Here is a 14,258-nt window from a genome sequence, read left to right as displayed (position 1 = left end):
GCCGCCCGGGCCCAAGGACCGGCCCATGCGCACGACACCCCTTCTCGCCGCCCTCCTCGCGGGCCTCGCCACCGCCGCCGGCCTGTCGGCGGCGCAGGCCCGCTCCGCCCGCCAGGAGATCGCCCCGGCCGAGGAGCGCGAGTTCCCGTTCGACGCCCAGATTCCGGGCTGCCAGGATGCGGGGGTTCTGGAGAAGATCACCTACCAGTTCGCCGAGAAGGAGGCGAAGTTCTGGAACTCGACGCTGACGATCGCCTCCTACGACAGCATCGAGCGCACTGCCTGGCGGCCCTGGGGCCTCGACTTCTATCCCCGCCGCTTCTGCACCGCGGTCGCCACCACGTCGGACGGGGTGCGCCGGCGCGTCGACTACTCGGTGCGCGAGAGCCTCGGCATCATCGGGGCGACCTACGGCGTCGAGTTCTGCGTCCATGGCCTCGACCGCAACCTCGCCTACGCCTACGCCTCGGCCTCGTCCTGCCGCGAAGCCCGTCCCTGATGAACCGGTTCGCCGCTGCCCTCCTCGCACTCGCGACCCTGGCGGGCCCGGCCGCCGCGCAGGGGCGCGGAGGCGGCGAGCCGGGCGTGTTCGACTTCTACGTCCTGGCTTTGTCCTGGTCGCCGACCTACTGCGCGCTGACCGGCGAGCGCCGCAACGACCGGCAATGCGACACGGGCCGCAACCCGGGCTTCGTGGTCCACGGTCTGTGGCCGCAATACGACCGCGGCTTCCCGAGCGAGTGCGGCGCCTTCTCCCGCAGCCCGAGCCGCCCGGCGATGGAAGAGGCCGAGGGCGTCTTCCCGAGCGAGGGCCTGGCCCGCCACGAGTGGCGCCGGCACGGCACCTGCTCGGGCCTCGACCCGGCGGCCTATTTCCGCGCGACCGCCAAGGCCCGCGAGGCGGTGACGATCCCGGCCGCCCTGGCGAAGCCGGGGGAGGACCTGCGCGCCGCCCCCATCGACATCGCCCGCCAGTTCGTCGCCGCCAATCCGGGCCTGCGCCCGGACATGATGTCGGTCACCTGCCGGTCGGGGCAGCTCGAGGAGGTGCGGATCTGCTTCACCAAGGACCTGCGCGGCTTCACCGCCTGCCCGGAGGTGGCGCGCCAGAACTGCCGCGCCGGGGAGGTGACGGTGGGGGCGGGGCGCTGAGGTCTCACTCGTCCGGCACCCGATCGAGAAGCGCCGCAGCAGCGGTATCGAGGGGCGCCAGATGTTCAGTGACAACCGACCAGAGCACCACCGGGTCGATTCGGCGATACTCATCGCGGAGCATGTTGCCGAGTCCATGGATCTGTCGCCATGGGACCGATGACTCCAAAGCCTTCAGTTCGGATGGAACGTGCTTTGCAGCCTCCGCGATGATCAACAGTGCGTGCTGCACGGCTCGCGTCATGGCCCGGCTTCCCGCGAATGTTTCGAAGGTGGCATCTTTGGTCAGATCGCGCATGCCGGCGATCTCGCCTCGAATATCGAGCAGCCAGATGTGGGGCGAGTGGCCGGCCATCGGAACACCCTGACCGCATCCCGCTCGATCTTCGGACGCAGGACCGGATGCAGCCCGCTGCGCGTGCCGTAATCCACCCGGCCTCCCACCGCAGCTTCGATCACCTCTTAAGCCGCCATGAACGGCAGAAAGCCGAACGCGACGCCAGGCGCGGGATCGACGAACACGTCGATGTCCGAATCGTCCCGGGCCTCGTCCCGGGCGTGGGAGCCGAACAGGTAGAGCGCGGCGACGCCGCTCGCGCGCAGGGCGGGCTCGGCGGATTTCAGGCGGGCCAAGATCTCGCGACAACGACCTCGTCGCGGCGCATGCGATGATGATAGGGCATCGCGCGCCGATTCTTACGTGGGACGGCGAGACGAGGACCAGCGACCCGTGAATTACCGCCACGCCTTCCACGCCGGCAACCACGCCGACGTGCTCAAGCACTGGGTGCTGACCCGGGTGCTGGCGCATCTCCAGCGCAAGGCGACGCCGTTCCGGGCGATCGACACCCATGCGGGCCTCGGCTTCTACGACCTCACCGCCGACGAGGCCGGGCGCACCGGCGAGTGGCACGACGGCATCGGCCGGCTCGACGCGCCCTTCCCCAACGCCGTCGAGGCCCTGCTCGCCCCCTACCGCGACGCGGTAACGGCGGTGCGGGCGCGCCACGGCGCGACGGTCTATCCCGGCTCGCCGGCGCTGATTCGCGAATTCCTGCGCCCCGGCGACCAGGGCGTGTTCGTCGAGCTGCACCCAGCCGACGGCGCGGTGCTGCATGCCCGCTACAACCAGGATTCGCGCACCAAGGTGCTGGCCCTCGACGGCTGGACCGCGCTCCCCGCCCTGATCCCCCCGAAGGAGCGCCGCGGCCTGGTGCTGATCGACCCGCCCTACGAGGTGCCGGGCGAGATCGACCGACTGGGCCGCGAATTGCTGAAGGCGGTGGGCAAGTGGGCGACCGGCACCTACCTCGCCTGGTACCCGATCAAGGACGCAGCAGCGATCGACCGCCTCGCCGCGACCCTCGACGCCGCCCTCCCCCGCCCGGCCCTGCGCCTCGACCTCCTGATCCACCGGCCCGACCCGACGCGCCTGAGCGGCAGCGGGCTCATCGTGGTCAACCCGCCCTGGACCCTGCGCGAGGAGGCTGACGCCGTCCTGCCGGCTCTGGCCGAGCGCCTGGCCCAAGGAGGCTACGGCGCCTTCCGCTGCGCAGCCCTCGGGCCACCGGCCTGAGGTTCAGCGCAGCGCCACCAGCAGCGGCTTGAGCGAGTGGCGCCGCTTGTGCTCGGTGATCAGCGCCTCGATCCGTGTGACCTACTCCGCCTGCCTGCCCTGCGCCAGGTAAGCCTGCCGGGCATGGGCGAGCCAGGCCGCGGCCTGCTCGTAGGGGCGCCGCGAGCCGGCGGTCAGGAGCGGCGCCGCCCGTGCTTCGGCGAAGCGGGCGACCCAGGCCGGGTCGCGCTCCAAAGCCGCCTCGGCCAGGCGGTGCAGCACCGCCTCGTCGATCGTGTGCTCGCGGTTGAACTCGGCCGCCGTCATGGCGTCCCCGACCAGCCCCTCCTCGAGCAGGATCGCGATCCGGTCGGAGGCGAAATCGGTCTTGGCCAGGATCGCCAGGAGGTCGTCGCGGAGGGGGTCCCAGCCCTTGCCCGCCACCTTCCGGGCGGCCAGGTAGTCGTCGAGGGCGCAGCTCTGAGCGAAGGCAGCGCGGGCGCCCTCGAGGGCGAGGTCCCGGCGCTTGAGCGCGGCGGCCTCGTCGCGCAGCCAGCGCGCCAGGGCCCCGGCCGACCTGCTCGCCTCTGGGCCGGCTCGGCGCAGGCCGGATTGCGCCAGGTCGAGCGCCCGGGCGGGATGCCCGCCCTCGCGCAGACGCCGCGCGAGGGCGAGGACCTGGCCCGGATCCGCGACGTGCTCGGCCGCGTAGGCGACCGCCTCGTCGGTCCGGCCGAGCTGCACCAGCATGCCGGCATAGGCCGCCCCATCCCCGGCCGCCCGGGCGAGGTTCAGGTACTCCTCGGCGCGGCTGGTGGCCTCGAGCGCCCGCAGACGGACCGCGACGAGGTCCTTTTCGGTCGCCGGCAGGGCCGCCCCGGCCTCGCCGGCGAGCACGGCCTGGAGCGCCGGCGCGTCCCAGCCGGCGGCGAGCGCCGCGGTGACGATCGAGAAGCCCTCCGGCCCGTAGTCGCTGAGCTCGGCCTGCCAGCCCTCGACCGTCTCGAACAGGTCGTCGCGCTCGTCCTCCGAGAGGTCGCCCATCAGGACGGCCTCGGCCATCATCCGTCCGAGGTCCTCGAACAGGAGGTACATCTCCTCGTCGGTCTCGGCCATCTCGCCGAGCCACTCCTCGATGAATGGCTCGGCCACAGCCACGAGGACACGAAGCGCGTTCCGCCCGTCGCCGGCCTCCAGGAACGGCACCGCCTTCTCGACCAGGGCATGAAGCTCGGCGGAGGGACCGACGGATTCGTAATCGTCCCAGTAGGTCCGCGCCCGGCGGGCGAGGACGGTCCGCGCCCGGGCGGCCAGCGGCGCCGGATCGACGGCACCTCGGCCGGGGGCTGTGGCCAGCTCGACCTCGATCCAGCCGGGCAGGTCGGGATCGGTCCCGGCCCGGCGCAGCAGCAGGTCCGTCAGGGCGTCCCGGGACAGGCCGTCGAGCAGCTGGCGCACCGGTGGCCGCTCGGTCACCGCCCCGGGCCTGGCCGCGGCGAGCAGGATGGCGACGACGTGCTTGCAGGCCCCACCCCACTCGTAGGGACAGCTGCAGCAGAAATCCGCCACGCCGCGATCCTTCAGCCGGACCGTGACCCGGTAGGGCTCGTCCTCGCTGCCCGCGACCGCGGCGGTGAGATGGTCGCCCCGCCGCACGAGGTCGGAGACGGCACCCGAGCGTGCCACGTCGCGGCCGCGCTCGAACACCTTCGGGTCGGCGAGGGCCTTGACCGCCGCCTCGCCCGGCAAGGCGGCAGACGCGCTCTTGTCGCTGCCCCGCTTACTCCTCACGCGGCGATCCGGCCCTCGAGCGGGAAGACCTTGGCCGGGTTCATCAGCCAGGCCGGGTCGAACACCGCCCGCACCCGCATCTGCTGGTGCAGATCCTCCGGGTTGTACTGGACGGTCATCAGGTCGCGCTTCTCGATACCGACGCCGTGCTCGCCGGTGAGGCAGCCGCCGACCTCGACGCAGAGCTTCAGCATCTCCTCGCCGGCGGCCTCCGCCTTCTCCATCTCGCCGGGCGTGTTGATGTCGAACAGGATCAACGGGTGCAGGTTGCCGTCGCCGGCGTGGAAGACGTTGGCGCAGCGCAGACCATAGGATTGGGTGATCTCGCCGATGCGCTCCAGCACGCGCGGCAATTGCCCGGTCGGGATGGTGCCGTCCATGCAGATGTAGTCGGAGATGCGGCCCGTGGCGCCGAAGGCCGACTTGCGGCCCTTCCAGATCGCGGCGCTCTCGGCCTCGGACTGCGAGACCTTCAGGCTCGTCGGGTTGAAGGGCTTGGCGATCTCGCAGATGCGGGCGAGCATCGCGTCGCATTCCTCCTGGCAGCCCTCGACCTCGATGATCAGCATCGCCTCGGCGTCGAGCGGGTAGCCCGCATGGGCGAAGGCCTCGCAGATCGTGATCGCCTCGCGGTCCATGTACTCGATCGCCACCGGGATGATGCCGGCGCCGATGATCGCCGCCGTGCAGGCGCCCGCATCCTCGACCGTGCCGAAGCCCATCAGGGCCGGCCGCGCGCCTTCCGCGGCACGCAGGATCCTGACGGTTGCCTCGGTGACGATGCCGAGCTGCCCTTCCGAGCCGCAGACCAGGCCGAGCAGGTCGTAGCCGGCGGCATCGAGGTGGTCGCCGCCGATCTCGACCACCGTGCCGTCGATCATGACCAGGGTCACGCCCATCAGGTTGTTGGTGGTGACGCCGTATTTCAGGCAATGGGCGCCGCCGGAATTCATCGCGATGTTGCCCGCGATGGTGCAGGCGAGCTGGCTCGACGGGTCGGGGGCGTAGAAGAAGCCCTCGTGGGCCACCGCCGCGCTGATGGCGAGGTTGGTGATGCCGGCCTGGACCCGGGCGGTGCGGTTCGAAAAATCGACGTCGAGCACCCGGTTCATCTTGGCGACGCCGAGGATCACCGCATCCTCCTGCGCGATGGCGCCGCCGGCGAGCGAGGTGCCGGCGCCGCGCGGTACCACCCGCACCCCGTTCTCGTGGCAGTAGCGCATCACGGCCGCGACCTCCTGGGTCGTCGAGGGCAGAACCACGGCCAGCGGCATCTTGCGGTAGGCGGTGAGCCCGTCGGTCTCGAAGGCGCGGCGCTCGTCCTCGCTGGTCACCAGGGCCTCCGGCGCGACGAGGCCGCGCAGGCCGTCCACGATCGCGTCGCGGCGGGCGAGGATCGCGGGGTCCGGCGTCGGGAAGGCGATCGTCATGGGGTATCCTCCGGGCATTCTTGGATGTCGTTCGGCCGGCGAAGGCCGCGGATGCCCCCTCTTACCTCAGGCGAGGAAGCGCGCCCATCCATGGGGCACCCCCGCACCTTGGTCCGATTGCGCGGGGACGCGGCACAGCTTCTTTTCGCCGCACGGGACCCGTCGCGAGCCGTCGGCGTTTTTAACTGTACCAAACTGCAGGCTGGGCCATATCCCGATGGCCCGTCGCGAACGACGTCCGTTGGAGGGAACCTCATGCGTCAGCTCATCCTCGGTGCCGCCCTGGCGGCGCTCCTGCCCTTCGCCGCCCAGGCCCAGGACGCGGCCGCCGGCGAGAAGGCCTTCGCCCCCTGCAAGGCCTGCCACGCCTTCGGCAAGAACGGCGTCGGGCCGGATCTCAAGGGCGTCATCGGCCGCAAGGCCGGCACCCACGAGGGCTACAACTATTCGGCGGCGATGAAGAATTCCGGCCTGACCTGGGACGAGTCCACCTTCCGGGACTACATCCACGACCCGAAGGCCAAGGTGCCGGGCACCAAGATGATTTATGCCGGCATGAAGGACGACAAGAAGGTGTCGGACCTGATCGCCTATCTCGAGACCCAGAAGTAACGCACGGTGGACCCCGGCGGTCATCGCCGGGGTCCCGGGCCCGTCGACGGAATCGACCGTCGTGATGCTCGCATGACGCAGCGCTGGATTAAGTTATAACAGTCGCAGGGTCGGGAAGGCGGGCTTCGCCCTGGAGATCGGCGATCGCCATTTGTTGCGCGAAGACCTGATCTACTCCGGCGGGAGCATGGTGAAAATCTGGGAACACGAGGACCAGTTTTGGCATCATCAATTGCCTCCTCTCTCAGGAGGCGATCCCGTTTATGATGCGATACTCGATACCACTTTCGCACTCTACAACAAGGATCATTTCCAGCATTCAAATATCTGGCGCGCGGTTCGGGCGGGCGGAAGATTCACGTCGCGTCACCTGCCCTGGTATCGCGAGGCGCGCATCCCGATCGAAGTGGCGCACGCCTACGCGAAGACCCAGCGATACTCGACGTATCTTCGCGACGCCGCATCCATCGGCGAGTGAGACGACAGTCGCCGGCCAATCCATCCGGAGACCGTTGGGGGAGAGGCGGGCGGCAGTCCCATCCTCAATCGCCGACGCCCTCCCGCCCCTGCACCGTCATCAAGGTGGCGGTGAGGAGCGCGACCAGCTTCTCGCCCGCTTCCGTCTCGGCGAAGACCTCGGCCTGGGCGAGGGTCAGGGTGCGGCCGGCCTTGACCACCTGCCCCCGGGCGACGATGCGGCGGCCGGCGGCGGGGGCCAGCAGGTTGATCTTGAATTCCGCCGTTAGCACCCCGGCGCCGGGCGGCATCAGGGTCAGGGCCGCGTAGCCCGCCGCGCTGTCGGCGATGGCGCTCACCGCCCCCGCATGGACGAAGCCGTGCTGCTGCGACACCGCCGGCCCGGGGGTCAGGGCGATCTCGACCGCGCCGGGCGACACCGCGGCGAGGGAGGCTCCGAGGGTGCGCATCAGGCCCTGCTTGTCGAAGCTGGCGCGCACGCGCGCCTGGATCGCCTCGGGCTGGGCGCGCAGGCGCGCCTCGTGTGTCTGGTCCGTCACGGGCGCTGGGCCTCCCCCTCGATTGTCTTGTAGGGACGTTGAGGCACGGCCGCGGCCGCGCTGTCCAGCGCTCTCACCCTCCGAGACCCTCGATGACCACCCCCGATTCCGATCCGGCCGGCTGGCGCCCCTTCGACGATCCTGGCTTCCTCTCCCTGGTCGGCCCGGTCCTGCTGCGCGAGGAGGGCGAGGCGGTGAGCTTCGCCTTCCGGGCCGAGCCCAAGCACGCCAACCTGATCGGCGTGGTGCAGGGCGGCATGATGATGACCTTCGCCGACCGGGCGCTCGGCTTTTCCGCCATGCGGGCCGCTGGCGGGGCGAATTGCGTCACGGTGCAGTTCGAGATGCAGTTCGTCTCGGCCGGACGGATCGGCGAGACGATCACGATGACGCCCGAGGTGGTGCAGCGCACCAGCAGCCTGGTCTTCCTGCGCGGCGACGCGCGGTGCGACGGGCGCATCGTCGCCACCGCCACCGGGGTGTGGAAGATCCTGCGCCGCCGGCCGGAGGTGGGCGCGGCCTGACGCGGCCGGCCCCGCCGGAGATCAATGGGTGAGCGACGGGCGGGTGCTCGTGGGGCCGAGCCCCTGAGGCACCGGCACCTTGGTGGCGCTGTAATTCGCGTTGACGACGAGACGCGGCGCCTGCGACAGCGCCAGCTTCCGCGTGACGATGGCGGTGTATTCCGACTGGTCGGCGACGACCTGATTGGCAGAGACCAGGAAGGTGCCCTGCGGCATGTAGATCGTGCCGACGAGACGGCGCGCATTGTCGCTCATGACCTCGAACACCCGGTCCACCGGGGCGGCGCGGTCCTCGAAGAACAGCAGGCCCGCCATGACGTCGCCCGTCGGCGCGCTGAGCGACACGTTCGAACGCGGCATGAATTGCAGCGGGCGGGGGATGCCGTCGTATTCAGGCGGGACCGTTCCAGTGAAGTAGAAGCCCACGCCGTCACCGCTCAGCGAAGCCGCCGGCAGTGATGATGGCGCGGCGGGGCAGTGCATCATCTCTTTGTCATGCAAAGAAACGTCGTTATGATAGCAAAGACACGAAGCGTGATCATGCTTGTGCCCTTTCCCCTGCTTCAAAATGTCCGTTCCGACCACGAAAGGACCGTCCTTCATGACATAGATCCCAGGATTCAGCTTGACTACAGCGCCTGACGTAAGAACAAGACCGCCGCAATAAGTTCCAGGATTGAGAACTTCGCTCCAATTCCCCACCAGCTTGTTAGTATACGTACAGCCCCCCACCGGCGGGGCGGCGCGTCCCGCGAGCGGGTCCTTGATGGCCGGGCAGCCGGTGATCGGCACGGGCTGGTAGCGCTGCGACGGACCGGCATAGCCGCCGACCGTGCACGACGTCATCGCGGAGAGCTGCGACGTGTCGCGCGCGTTGATCGCCGCACTGGAATCGGACATCGCGTAGACGGAGCAGTTGGTCGCCGAAACCCGGGAATCGTTGCGCAGGGCGATGGCGTCCGCCGACCGCCCGTCGAGCGCCACGACGCAGACCCGGGACGTGCCGACGATCTCGGCGGTCGCCTGGACGAGGATGTCGGTCAGGTGCGGCGTCACGAGCTTGGTCATGATTGCGCGTTTGCGCTGCGACAGGGTCGTCCTCACGCCCGTGGGCGCCTGGTCGCCGCCGTTGACCACCACCGGCGCGAAGGGATCGTTCCCGTTCTGCCGGCGATAGACCGGCTCGGTCGTGACCGTGATCGGATCGGAACCGAGCGCGGTCCCCGCGAGGCTGCGTACCTGGCTCTCCGCCACGGCTTGCGCCCGGCCCCTGTCGTAGCCGCCGACCTGCATGTCGGAGACGACGGCGAGAGCCGTCGCGTCGGCAATGTTCTGGAGCCTCTGCTTGCGCACCAGCCAGGTCGCGTAATCGACCCCGACCCCCACGAAGCCGAGCACGATCGGGAGAACAAGCGCGAGGATCAGCGCGAGGCCACCGCTCCTGTCTGCCGCAAAACTGCTCAGCACGTTTTGGCGAGATTTTTTCAAGCCGACCCTCACAAACAAAATATTGTTATCCGATCATGTCTTAAAATTACCCTAAGTCAGATTAATTTCTCAACGTCGCCTTATGCCATCTCCATCTGCGGCAGATGCTGAGCAAACACGCGTTGTCGATCACCGTCGGAGCAAGGGCGATGACGCGTCATCAGACCGATGATCGCCGCGAGCGCCGTCGCCGCATGCCGATCCCGGCGGCGACCCGCCACGACGACGCCTGCACAACCCGCCCCGATCCGCTATGTAGAGCCGCATGACGCACGATCCGAACGGCGCCCCGCCCGGCGGGGTCCTCGAACGACTGACCGCGGCTCTGGGCGCGGAGGGCACGCGGCGCGGGCCGCCGCCGGTCGAGCGCTGGAACCCGGATTATTGCGGCGAGATCCCGATGCGCATCGCCGCGGACGGGACCTGGCACTATAACGGCAGCCCGATCACCCGGCCGGCCCTGGTCAAGCTCTTCTCCACCATCCTCCGCCGCGACCCCGACGGGCGCACCGTGCTGGTGACGCCGGTGGAGCGGGTCGGGATCGAGGTCGAGGACGCGGCCTTCCTGGCGGTCGAGATGGCGGTGGAGGGCGAGGGCGACGAGAGGGCCATCGCCTTCCGCACCAACCTCGACGACGTGGTCCCCTTCGACGAGGCTCACCCGCTGCGCGTCGAGCGCGATCCGGAGGGCGGGTTCAAGCCCTACGTCGCCGTGCGCCACGGCCTCTGGGCCCGCCTCACCCGGGCGCTGACCTACGACCTCGTGGAGCTGTGCGAGGAGCGCGAGGAGGCGGGCGAGAGCTGGTTCGGCCTCGCCGCCGGCGGGCGCTTCCATCGCATTGCCCGGGCGGCCGAGCTGTCGTGACCGATCTCGCCGCTCCGACGGCTCTCGACGCCTTCCTGACCCGCGCCCGCGACCGCCTGCGGCCCGAGCCGCCGGGCCCGCACGATTCGACCTCGAACCCGAGGGGCGACCACGACCTCGAGCCCGACGTGCTGGAGGCCGCCCTGTCTCGCCCGCCCCGGCTCGCCGCGGTGCTGGTGCCGGTGGTGCCGCGCGACGACGGCGTCTCGGTGCTGTTCACCCTGCGGGCCTCGCACCTGCGCGACCATTCGGGCCAGATCGCCTTCCCGGGCGGCAAGATCGATCCCGGCGATCCCTCGCCGCTCGCGGCAGCCCTGCGGGAGGCCAACGAGGAGATCGGCCTCGACCCGGCGGCGGTGACGCCGCTCGGCTACCTCGATCCCTACCTGTCCGGCACCGGCTTCCTGGTGACGCCGGTGGTCGGGCTGGTGGCGCCGGACGCAGGGCTCAGCCTCAACCCGCACGAGGTGGCGGAGGCGTTCGAGGTGCCGCTCGACTTCCTGATGAACGTCGCCAACCACGCCCTGCACAGCCGGGAATGGCGCGGGCGCCAGCGCCGCTACTACGCGATCCCCTTCGGCGAGCGCTACATCTGGGGGGTGACCGCCGGCATCGTGCGCAACCTCTACGACCGGCTCCGCGACGCGGACGAGTGAGATCTGATGGCCCGCGCGCTGATCGACGACGTCCTGCTGTTCCTGCTCCCCTTCGCGGTCTTCGCGGTGTGGCTGGTCCTGCGCCAGCGCAGCCCGCTGCGCTGGATTCACTGGAGCGACCACGCCGCGCGGCTCGCCATCGCGGGCGCCGCCCTGGTCATCGCCTCCTTCGTGGTGGTGGCGCTCACCTCGGAGCGGCACCGGGACGGCTTCGTGCCGACCCACATCGAGAACGGCCGGGTGGTGCCCGGGCAGTTCCGGTGAACCGTCCCCTCGACGAGGCCGCCCTGCGGGCGGTGCTGGCGCAGCCGCGTCTCGCCCGCGTGCTCGCCGCCCTCGACGCTCCGGCCGAGGAGACCCGCCTCGTCGGCGGCGCGGTGCGCGACGCGCTGCTGGGCCGCCCGGTCGCCGATATCGACCTCGCCACCACCTTGCTGCCCGAGGCGGTGGTGGCGCGCGCGCGCGCGGCGGGCCTGAAGCCGGTGCCGACCGGCATCGCGCACGGCACCGTCACGGTGGTGGTGGAGGGCGAGCCGTTCGAGGTGACGACCCTGCGCGAGGACATCGAGACCGACGGGCGCCATGCCGTGGTGCGCTTCGGCCGCGACTTTTCCCGCGACGCGGCTCGGCGCGATTTCACCGTCAACGCCCTCTCGGTCGACCCGGCGGGCCGCGTGCACGATACGGTCGGGGGCTTGGCCGACCTCGCGGAGGCCCGGGTGCGCTTCATCGGCGAGGCGCGCCAGCGCATCCGCGAGGATTACCTGCGGGTGTTGCGCTTCTTCCGCTTCCACGCCCGCTACGGCGCCGGCGCCCCCGATCCGGAGGGGGTGTCCGCCGCGATCGAGGCGCGGGACGGGCTGGCGCTGCTCTCCCGCGAGCGGGTGCGGGGGGAACTCCTGAGGCTCCTCGTCGCCCCGGGGGCGCCCGCCGTCACCGCCGTACTGTCCCAGACCGGGCTGCTGCAGCGCCTGATCGGCGGGGCCGGCGATCTCGGCCGCCTCGCCCGCCTCGCCGGTGCGGAGACCGAAGCCGATCCCGTGCGCCGCCTCGCCGCCCTGGCGGTCCGCTCCGGTGCCGATGCGGAGCGCCTGCAGGACACCTTGCGCCTGTCGAAGGCCGAGCATGCGCGGCTCTCAGCCTATGCGGGAGCCGAGGCCGCCCTGCACGGGGCGCTCGATCCCCTGACTCCCCCGGATGTGCGGCGTCTGGTGGCCGTGCACGGCGCGGGGGCGGTCTCCGATGCCGCCCTGGTACTGACGGGCGAGCCGCGGCCGGTGCTGACGCCGGACGCCGCCGACGCGCTCGCCCGCTTCGCCGCCGGCGCCGATCCGGTGCCGGTTCTGCCGGTCACCGGGGCGGAACTGGTGGCGGCGGGCGCCCCGCCCGGCCGCAACCTCGGCCGGGGCCTGGCGGCAGCGCGCCGGGCCTGGCTCGCGGAGGGCTGCCCGACCGATGCGGCCGCGAAGGCGCGCCTGTGCGCCCTGGCCCTCGCGACCGCCGGCGGAACCCGCGAAGACGCCGCCCGTTCGCCCCATTCCAGGAACTAACAGTACCGGGATCGCCCGGGGAGAGGACGGGATGGCGCGGATCGCGATGGTGTTCGGGGCGGCGGCAGTGGCCGTTGCCGGGGCGGTGGCCCTGTCCTACCTGACGAACGGGGCGCGCGAGGCGCGCCAGGGACAGCAGGCCAAGCCGACCTGAGGACAAGCCTGTTCGAGGCAAGCCCGCACGCGGAATGACCGGGCTGTCGGACGGTTCACCCGAGGGATCGTCGGCCTCGGGGCTCCTGCGGGATCGGTTTGCCGCCGGATGGGTTATGATGCCTTGCCGCCGCGGGCCCGCTTCGTGCCTCGCCCCACCCGCGCGAGGCGCTGTCCGGCGCCGCCCGATGGAGACCGACGACCGATGCAGCCCCTGCTCCGCACCGCCCTGGCCGCCGCCCTCGTCCTCGGGGCCTCGCGGCCGGGCGGCGCGCACGAGCTGTGGCTGACGCTCAGCACCGTCGAGCAGGTCCCGCAGGTCCGGGTCAATTACGGCCACGCCTCGAAGCGCGAGGCGCCGAGCCCCCTGAAGCTCATCGAGCTCGTCGCCCTGACGCAGGACGGGAGCACGTCCTTGCGCGCCGGCCTCAAGCCGGCCCCGCCGGAGGTGCCGCCCGCCCTGCTGGCGCCGCTCGGCACGAAGCCCGGCCGCACGCTGGTCGCGGCGACCTACGATGCCGGCTACTGGGCGACCCTGCGCGACGGCACCCGCCTCAACGCCAGCCGGCGCTTGGTGCCCGACGCCCGGGAGGGCCGCTGGTCGGTGAAATACGCCAAGGCCGCTTTCGGCCCTGGCGCGCCGTGGCTGCGGGTGGTCGGCCACACGCTGGAGATCGTGCCGATCGAGGTCCCGGGGCCGACCGCGGGAGCGATCCGTGTGCGGGTGCTGTTTCGTGGCGCGCCGCTGCCGGGGGCCGACCTCTATTACGGCGACAGCGGTATGGAGCCGGAGCGGGCCGGCGTGCCGGCCTACACCACCGATCCGGACGGCATCGCCACGGTGCCGATCCGCAAGGCCGGCAGCCAGGTGCTCACGGTGAGCCAGACCGTGAGCCCGTCGGCCACCCCGACGCTCGCCGACGAGGACGTCTACACCGCGACCTTCGCGTTCCGGCTCGACGAGCCGTCGGTGAATTGAGCGACGGCGTCACGCCTCCGGCGTGACCGGGGCGATCGGCGCGAACACGCAATCCTCCGGCCCGCCATCCTCGTGCACCAGCATCGCGAAGGTGCCGGGCGCCGACAGCGTGGTCATGTGGGCGTGCCACGCCCCGCTGCGGTAGACGATGCCCGTGCCGGCCGGCACCCGGAAGGCGCGCAAGGCCGTCTCGTCCGGCCGCCCGCCGGCATCGGGGGCCACCACCACCAGGTACTCGCCGACGGCGAGCGGCAGGAAGGCTTGCGCCGAGTGCGGGTGCCGCTCGAGCCGCCGCAGGGGCAGGGAATCGGCGAAGGGCTCGCTGCGGATGAGGGCGAGGTTGAGGGCCGCGCCCGGGCGCCCGTTCTCGATCTCGGCCGCCCGGTCCTGCCGCGGGCCGGCCGCCGGGCCGACCAGCAGCGTGCCGAAAGGAGCGAAGGCCTCCGCGGTGATCGGCTCGATCGGCAGGGTACGCATCTCGTCGGGT

At 71.2% G+C, this 14,258-nt stretch carries 19 protein-coding genes; 12 read left to right on the top strand and 7 right to left on the bottom strand.

Going from position 1 to position 14,258, the window contains the following annotated elements; all coding sequences use genetic code 11:
- Positions 1-25: 25 nt before the first annotated feature.
- Both MFF64_RS06125 and MFF64_RS06120 read left to right on the top strand, forming a co-directional pair.
- Positions 26-499: a hypothetical protein gene (locus MFF64_RS06125; protein ID WP_099908058.1), complete on the top strand. Its 474-nt coding sequence runs from the start codon at positions 26-28 to the stop codon at positions 497-499.
- Positions 499-1,152, top strand: coding sequence for a ribonuclease T2 family protein (locus MFF64_RS06120; RefSeq protein ID WP_099908056.1), 654 nt, complete (start codon positions 499-501; stop codon positions 1,150-1,152). The genes MFF64_RS06125 and MFF64_RS06120 overlap by 1 nt, the downstream gene beginning before the upstream one ends.
- A gap of 4 nt (positions 1,153-1,156) precedes the next feature.
- Here MFF64_RS06120 and MFF64_RS06115 read toward each other — a convergent pair whose 3' ends face one another.
- Together MFF64_RS06115 and MFF64_RS38005 are read right to left on the bottom strand one after the other, a co-directional pair.
- Positions 1,157-1,507 (bottom strand): HepT-like ribonuclease domain-containing protein, encoded by a 351-nt coding sequence (locus MFF64_RS06115; protein WP_099908054.1) that lies wholly within the window; start codon positions 1,505-1,507, stop codon positions 1,157-1,159.
- Between the two features lie 107 nt (positions 1,508-1,614).
- Positions 1,615-1,785: a nucleotidyltransferase family protein gene (locus MFF64_RS38005; RefSeq protein ID WP_309296443.1), complete on the bottom strand. Its 171-nt coding sequence runs from the start codon at positions 1,783-1,785 to the stop codon at positions 1,615-1,617.
- Between the two features lie 97 nt (positions 1,786-1,882).
- Here MFF64_RS38005 and MFF64_RS06105 point away from each other — a divergent pair, with 97 nt between their 5' ends.
- Positions 1,883-2,728 (top strand): 23S rRNA (adenine(2030)-N(6))-methyltransferase RlmJ, encoded by an 846-nt coding sequence (locus MFF64_RS06105; protein WP_099908052.1) that lies wholly within the window; start codon positions 1,883-1,885, stop codon positions 2,726-2,728.
- A gap of 81 nt (positions 2,729-2,809) precedes the next feature.
- Here MFF64_RS06105 and MFF64_RS06100 read toward each other — a convergent pair whose 3' ends face one another.
- Together MFF64_RS06100 and MFF64_RS06095 are read right to left on the bottom strand one after the other, a co-directional pair.
- On the bottom strand, positions 2,810-4,498 hold the full coding sequence (locus tag MFF64_RS06100) for an SWIM zinc finger family protein (protein WP_238190068.1): 1,689 nt from the start codon (positions 4,496-4,498) through the stop codon (positions 2,810-2,812).
- Positions 4,495-5,928, bottom strand: a complete 1,434-nt coding sequence (locus tag MFF64_RS06095) for an FAD-linked oxidase C-terminal domain-containing protein (RefSeq protein WP_099905434.1) — start codon at positions 5,926-5,928, stop codon at positions 4,495-4,497. Before MFF64_RS06095 ends, MFF64_RS06100 begins: the two co-directional genes overlap by 4 nt.
- Before the next feature lie 255 nt (positions 5,929-6,183).
- On the opposite strand from MFF64_RS06095, the gene MFF64_RS06090 reads away from it, so the two are divergent.
- Positions 6,184-6,540 (top strand): c-type cytochrome, encoded by a 357-nt coding sequence (locus MFF64_RS06090; protein WP_099905432.1) that lies wholly within the window; start codon positions 6,184-6,186, stop codon positions 6,538-6,540.
- A gap of 154 nt (positions 6,541-6,694) precedes the next feature.
- Positions 6,695-7,018, top strand: a complete 324-nt coding sequence (locus tag MFF64_RS06085) for a hypothetical protein (RefSeq protein WP_133123621.1) — start codon at positions 6,695-6,697, stop codon at positions 7,016-7,018.
- 64 nt (positions 7,019-7,082) lie between these two features.
- On the opposite strand, the gene MFF64_RS06080 is transcribed toward MFF64_RS06085, so the two are convergent.
- On the bottom strand, positions 7,083-7,556 hold the full coding sequence (locus tag MFF64_RS06080; RefSeq protein ID WP_238190066.1) for a PaaI family thioesterase: 474 nt from the start codon (positions 7,554-7,556) through the stop codon (positions 7,083-7,085).
- Between the two features lie 92 nt (positions 7,557-7,648).
- Here MFF64_RS06080 and MFF64_RS06075 point away from each other — a divergent pair, with 92 nt between their 5' ends.
- Complete coding sequence (locus tag MFF64_RS06075; protein WP_099905430.1) at positions 7,649-8,080, top strand: PaaI family thioesterase; 432 nt, start codon at positions 7,649-7,651, stop codon at positions 8,078-8,080.
- 21 nt (positions 8,081-8,101) lie between these two features.
- On the opposite strand, the gene MFF64_RS06070 is transcribed toward MFF64_RS06075, so the two are convergent.
- Positions 8,102-9,568 carry a pilus assembly protein TadG-related protein gene (locus MFF64_RS06070; RefSeq protein ID WP_238190064.1) on the bottom strand — a complete coding sequence of 489 codons (1,467 nt, stop codon included), beginning with the start codon at positions 9,566-9,568 and terminating at the stop codon, positions 8,102-8,104.
- 265 nt (positions 9,569-9,833) lie between these two features.
- On the opposite strand from MFF64_RS06070, the gene MFF64_RS06065 reads away from it, so the two are divergent.
- The 6 genes from MFF64_RS06065 to MFF64_RS06045 all read left to right on the top strand — a co-directional run bounded on the left by MFF64_RS06065 (position 9,834) and on the right by MFF64_RS06045 (position 13,771).
- Positions 9,834-10,433, top strand: a complete 600-nt coding sequence (locus MFF64_RS06065) for a DUF1285 domain-containing protein (protein WP_099905350.1) — start codon at positions 9,834-9,836, stop codon at positions 10,431-10,433.
- Complete coding sequence (locus MFF64_RS06060; protein ID WP_099905348.1) at positions 10,430-11,089, top strand: CoA pyrophosphatase; 660 nt, start codon at positions 10,430-10,432, stop codon at positions 11,087-11,089. Before MFF64_RS06065 ends, MFF64_RS06060 begins: the two co-directional genes overlap by 4 nt.
- A 6-nt stretch (positions 11,090-11,095) precedes the next feature.
- Entirely contained in the window at positions 11,096-11,353 is a 258-nt protein-coding gene (locus MFF64_RS06055) for a DUF6111 family protein (RefSeq protein ID WP_099905346.1), read from the top strand.
- Complete coding sequence (locus MFF64_RS06050) at positions 11,350-12,639, top strand: CCA tRNA nucleotidyltransferase (protein ID WP_099905344.1); 1,290 nt, start codon at positions 11,350-11,352, stop codon at positions 12,637-12,639. Before MFF64_RS06055 ends, MFF64_RS06050 begins: the two co-directional genes overlap by 4 nt.
- Before the next feature lie 31 nt (positions 12,640-12,670).
- Positions 12,671-12,793, top strand: coding sequence for a hypothetical protein (locus MFF64_RS37800; protein WP_273557140.1), 123 nt, complete (start codon positions 12,671-12,673; stop codon positions 12,791-12,793).
- Positions 12,794-12,997: 204 nt separating this feature from the next.
- Positions 12,998-13,771, top strand: a complete 774-nt coding sequence (locus MFF64_RS06045; protein WP_099905342.1) for a DUF4198 domain-containing protein — start codon at positions 12,998-13,000, stop codon at positions 13,769-13,771.
- 9 nt (positions 13,772-13,780) lie between these two features.
- Here MFF64_RS06045 and MFF64_RS06040 read toward each other — a convergent pair whose 3' ends face one another.
- On the bottom strand, positions 13,781-14,248 hold the full coding sequence (locus tag MFF64_RS06040; RefSeq protein WP_099905340.1) for an ureidoglycolate lyase: 468 nt from the start codon (positions 14,246-14,248) through the stop codon (positions 13,781-13,783).
- Between the last annotated feature and the right edge of the window lie 10 nt (positions 14,249-14,258).

The organism is Methylobacterium frigidaeris (assembly GCF_022179185.1).
Taxonomy (GTDB): Bacteria; Pseudomonadota; Alphaproteobacteria; order Rhizobiales; family Beijerinckiaceae; genus Methylobacterium; species Methylobacterium frigidaeris.
Note: the sequence above shows the minus strand (reverse complement) of the source record. Positions and strands in the feature narration are given on the sequence as shown.

Bases quoted from the DNA above. Each gene is read 5' to 3' on its own strand.
- MFF64_RS06125 (WP_099908058.1), top strand. From the start codon at position 26: ATGCGCACGACACCCCTTCTCGCCGCCCTCCTCGCGGGCCTCGCCACC.
- MFF64_RS06120 (WP_099908056.1), top strand. From the start codon at position 499: ATGAACCGGTTCGCCGCTGCCCTCCTCGCACTCGCGACCCTGGCGGGC.
- MFF64_RS06115 (WP_099908054.1), bottom strand. From the start codon at position 1,507: ATGGCCGGCCACTCGCCCCACATCTGGCTGCTCGATATTCGAGGCGAG.
- MFF64_RS06095 (WP_099905434.1), bottom strand. From the start codon at position 5,928: ATGACGATCGCCTTCCCGACGCCGGACCCCGCGATCCTCGCCCGCCGC.
- MFF64_RS06090 (WP_099905432.1), top strand. From the start codon at position 6,184: ATGCGTCAGCTCATCCTCGGTGCCGCCCTGGCGGCGCTCCTGCCCTTC.
- MFF64_RS06075 (WP_099905430.1), top strand. From the start codon at position 7,649: ATGACCACCCCCGATTCCGATCCGGCCGGCTGGCGCCCCTTCGACGAT.
- MFF64_RS06065 (WP_099905350.1), top strand. From the start codon at position 9,834: ATGACGCACGATCCGAACGGCGCCCCGCCCGGCGGGGTCCTCGAACGA.
- MFF64_RS06055 (WP_099905346.1), top strand. From the start codon at position 11,096: ATGGCCCGCGCGCTGATCGACGACGTCCTGCTGTTCCTGCTCCCCTTC.
- MFF64_RS37800 (WP_273557140.1), top strand. From the start codon at position 12,671: ATGGCGCGGATCGCGATGGTGTTCGGGGCGGCGGCAGTGGCCGTTGCC.
- MFF64_RS06045 (WP_099905342.1), top strand. From the start codon at position 12,998: ATGCAGCCCCTGCTCCGCACCGCCCTGGCCGCCGCCCTCGTCCTCGGG.
- MFF64_RS06040 (WP_099905340.1), bottom strand. From the start codon at position 14,248: ATGCGTACCCTGCCGATCGAGCCGATCACCGCGGAGGCCTTCGCTCCT.